Here is a 3,879-nt window from a genome sequence, read left to right on the forward strand (position 1 = left end):
AGCACAAGGTCGGCAGCCTCGCGCTTGAATTCAGCGGAAAAGGAACGGCGTTGTTTGGTCATCTGACACCTCGATCTGGCGAGCATTCTCGCCTAAATGGGTGTCCGGTTTCATTAGACCACTACAAACAGCTCTTTACTCTGTCCGCAAACCGCATCGACGATGAGGACAGATACTACAGATTGCTGAGGTCTGCTGACGACATGGAGCGCGAAGGCCTGATGACTAACACTGAGTGGCTCAAGCTCGCTCAACAAGCCGGGACACTGTTCTCTAGCACAGCAGAGTGCATGGCCGGGCCGAAGTAAGACAAATGGTACGATTTTTATTAAAACGATGATTTGGTGAAAGTCTCCCTTTCCTACTTACAATGCACCGTCCATAACTCGTCGATTCGCGTAGTGAAACTCTGACTCATCATCTCCCGCCGCATGCCCCAATCTGGGTTGCTCGGCACACTGGCGGTACGCAACGTTCCCCTCCCCCACCGCCCATTAATCTGGTCCAGCACGGCCATTATCCTCGTGGCTTCGGCGGGCTGTGATACAGCGAACAAATCGTCAGTGTATTGTCCTGGCTGGCAAAGATTGAGCAGCATGAATTCCGCCTTACTGAATTTGAATCCAGGACGAAACACACGTTCCACCGCGTCCACTGCTGCCTTGGTCAACAGCCGGACATCGTCAGTTGGATACGGCAAATCCACTACCACACCATTAGCGAATTTCGCTTCCTCCGGATTGAACATACCCGTGCGAATGCTGACGCGGATCTTCTTGCAGACTGATCCCTGGGCACGAAGCTTTTCCGAAGCGCGCATCATGTACATCGCCACCGCTTCTTTAATCGGCGGCAACTCCGTGAGGCGTTTCCCAAACATTCGGCTGCAACAAATCTCCTGCTTCGGGGGATCTGGTTCGTCCAACTCAAGACAAGGCGTGCCGGCCAACTCCCTAGCTGTCTTCTCAACCACCACACTGAATTTGTTCCGAAGCATCGATGGATCAGCCTTAGCCAAGTCCATCGCCGTTTTGATGCCCAATGCATCCAAATGTATTTTCATGCGCCGACCGACACCCCATACCTCGGACACATCGGTATTGCGCAGCACCCAATCGCGTTTGAATGGATCACAGATATCAACGACCCCACCCGTTGCCGCTTGAAGCCGTTTCGAAGTGTGGTTCGCGAGTTTTGCCAGGGTTTTGGTGTGAGCAATTCCGACTCCCACCGGTATGCCCGTGCAGCGCAGAACCTGGCTGCGAATTTGACGCCCGAGAGATTACGGGTTTGCGATTCCCGCTAAATCAGCGAAGGCCTCGTCGATGCTATATACCTCCACAACCGGCACCATGGTTTCGATCAGGGACATAACACGTTCACTCATGTCGCCATACAACGCGTAGTTCGAGGAGAAGGGAACGATCCCGTGCTGCTTGAGTTTGTTCTTGATCTGAAAGTACGGCTCGCCCATTTTCACGAAGGATTTAGCGTCATAGCTACGGGCAATCACGCAACCGTCGTTATTGCTCAAGACGACGATAGGCACACGTGCCAGATCAGGTCGAAACACCCGTTCGCAACTCGCGTAAAACGAATTGCAGTCGATCAGCGCAAACACCGCTACCGGCTTAGACATGGCTGCGCACACTGCTCGTAATAACGCCCCATATGGAAAGCTCGTCCCCCTCAAGTACGTATCGGGGTGGGTATTTGGGGTTCTCTGATAGGAGGATCATTTGATTACCGCGTATGCATAGTCGCTTGCATATGGGTTCGTTGTTCAACAATGCCACCACAATGTCGTTGTGACCGGCCTCTAGGGCACGATCGACGATCGCCAAATCAGCATCGAAAATACCAACACCTTGCATGCTGTCCCCGGCAATCGACACTAAATAAACGTGTGGAGCCCGGATATTCAAAATCTCATCCAAGGAGATATGTTGTTCGATGTGATCCGCAGCCGGTGATGGGAAGCCGGCCGGCACACGAAAGGAGCATTTTGGAACCTGAATTCCGCCTTCAGCTATAGGACCCACGATGGTAAAGCTCATGGCAATGCCTTATACAAGTACTGTATTTATGCACAGTAAACGTTGAAGCAGCTTTGCGGTCAATTTTTTGTGTGGGAGTTTTCGACAAGCGGAGGATTGTCGTGCTCGGTGCTAAGCTTTTCGTCTTCTAGGAGGACGAAGCTCATGCCAACCAACGACCTGATCCCTTCCCTGCTTTATCGCTTGAATGAAAACCAAATCGCGATCGCCGCGGCCGTTGAGGAGCTTGCCCTGTGCGTAGACAAACTTGGACACGCGACAGTTGCCGAGAATGTGCGCAGCACCTTGGTTACCTTGGATTTGAACTTGGCGCACATCACCCGCGGAATCGCGGACTTGATGAATGATTGAACGCTCGTGCGGTCGGCAAAAAAGACGCTAGGAGCGATGACCAAGCGAAAAAAACCAATAAAAAACCCGCGAGAAACGCGCGGGCAAAAAGGGATAAAACGAGGAGTTCACAAAACTAGAGCATTTCATTGGACAGCCGATTTGAAGCAAACTCCAGCATAGCGGGTTATTCTGTTTACGCAGGAAACTACAATTTTTATTCGCGGCGACCGCGTTGTTTGCTTCGCCCATTTTGAAGCCATGATGATCACTGCACTCAGGCGCATCTGGCGGAAGATCCATTTCGTGAGAAAAGCGACCTACGAGTTACACAAATTTTTGCCCCCTTTCCTCAGGCGGACAGCCCGCAAATCGACCCCTACCTAACGCGAGCGACGAACGACGAATTACCACCCGCTGGTAATCGCCCGTCGCAGCTTCAATCGACGACCACGCCCCCGATGGTCCCCTTTCGGCGCAGCCGGCAACAGGGAAATCTTCCTCGGGCTAAACTGCTTTTGGACTTTGGAGATCTACAATGGCACGTCGAAAAAAGCATCACCCTACAGTAAGCGGTAGCTCCACCCCCCCTGAGATCCCTATGCCTATAAAATCTCGGCAGGGTGTGCCCAGGGCAAAACTCGACCTCGCTACACTCTTAGCCGAAACTCCCGAGCACAGCATCGATTTTCAGTGGGAAGCTATGTCACCCGTTGACCGTGAATTTCAATGAGTTGATGTCAACACGGCTCAACATCACTGCCATTAACAACCTGTTTCCCCAGTGAACTGCTACGGGAAAAATGCTGGCCCGCGGGAGTCATGGACTGCTCCCAAGTCAGCCTCTCGCGAAGGTCAGAAAACGGCCAACAGCGGCTGTCGGTTCAAGCCTGCTTTTAGGCCAGCACTCGACTGTCAATGGTTCTGGTAAATTGCAAGACATTCACTATTTATTTGAGAACCGCGATCAATGAGAGTTATTCGTAGCAAAGACTACACCGCCACTCGCGCTTGGGGTGCTTACGACATAGCTAACATGGATGGAACCACCGTCCGCCTTCACTGGACCGATCAACCATACAAATGGCATGTCAATGATGGGGAGGAAGTTTTCGCAGTCCTCGACGGCACTGTAGATATGCATTATCGAGAGTCAGGCATCGAGCACATCGTGACACTGGTGGTAGGGGACGTGTTTTTCGCAGGGATCGGCTGTGAACATGTTGCACACCCTCGTGGAGAAGCACGGATTCTGGTTATCGAACGTGAGGGTAGCGTTTGAGCTGAGTAGGATATCGCTCGTCATTACAGCTGGTTCACAGACCGTTTAAGATCCATACAGCCCATCGTCAATGGGTGAAATAACCTGGCGGCGGCAAAAACTGAGTGCAACACCTGACCTTTCCGGTACGGTGCTGCCCCATGTCCTATCACGAACTCAGCGTCGAAGAACGCGCCGCCATTCAAATCGGTCATATCCAGGGCCTCAGCC

5 protein-coding genes and 1 pseudogene are annotated in these 3,879 nt (G+C 52.3%); 3 read left to right on the forward strand and 3 right to left on the reverse strand.

The window, feature by feature from the left end; translation table 11 throughout:
- Window positions 1-308, forward strand: a 308-nt coding sequence (locus IMW75_RS26530; RefSeq protein ID WP_205894284.1) for a hypothetical protein, incomplete at its 5' end; no start/stop codon positions are given.
- A gap of 53 nt (window positions 309-361) precedes the next feature.
- Here the strand turns inward: IMW75_RS26530 and umuC are convergent.
- Window positions 362-1,639: pseudogene (gene umuC, locus IMW75_RS26535) on the reverse strand (translesion error-prone DNA polymerase V subunit UmuC).
- Window positions 1,632-2,057, reverse strand: a complete 426-nt coding sequence (locus tag IMW75_RS26540) for a LexA family protein (RefSeq protein WP_205894285.1) — start codon at window positions 2,055-2,057, stop codon at window positions 1,632-1,634. The pseudogene umuC and the gene IMW75_RS26540 overlap by 8 nt, the downstream one beginning before the upstream one ends.
- A 144-nt stretch (window positions 2,058-2,201) precedes the next feature.
- Here IMW75_RS26540 and IMW75_RS26545 point away from each other — a divergent pair, with 144 nt between their 5' ends.
- Together IMW75_RS26545 and IMW75_RS26550 are read left to right on the forward strand one after the other, a co-directional pair.
- Complete coding sequence (locus tag IMW75_RS26545) at window positions 2,202-2,408, forward strand: hypothetical protein (RefSeq protein ID WP_205894286.1); 207 nt, start codon at window positions 2,202-2,204, stop codon at window positions 2,406-2,408.
- A gap of 949 nt (window positions 2,409-3,357) precedes the next feature.
- Window positions 3,358-3,669, forward strand: a complete 312-nt coding sequence (locus IMW75_RS26550) for a cupin domain-containing protein (RefSeq protein ID WP_205894287.1) — start codon at window positions 3,358-3,360, stop codon at window positions 3,667-3,669.
- Window positions 3,670-3,692: 23 nt separating this feature from the next.
- Here the strand turns inward: IMW75_RS26550 and IMW75_RS26555 are convergent.
- Window positions 3,693-3,879, reverse strand: a 187-nt coding sequence (locus IMW75_RS26555) for a hypothetical protein (RefSeq protein ID WP_205894288.1), incomplete at its 5' end; no start/stop codon positions are given.

Origin of the sequence: Pseudomonas gregormendelii, from assembly GCF_017114825.1 — a bacterium.
Taxonomy (GTDB): domain Bacteria; phylum Pseudomonadota; class Gammaproteobacteria; order Pseudomonadales; family Pseudomonadaceae; genus Aquipseudomonas; species Aquipseudomonas gregormendelii.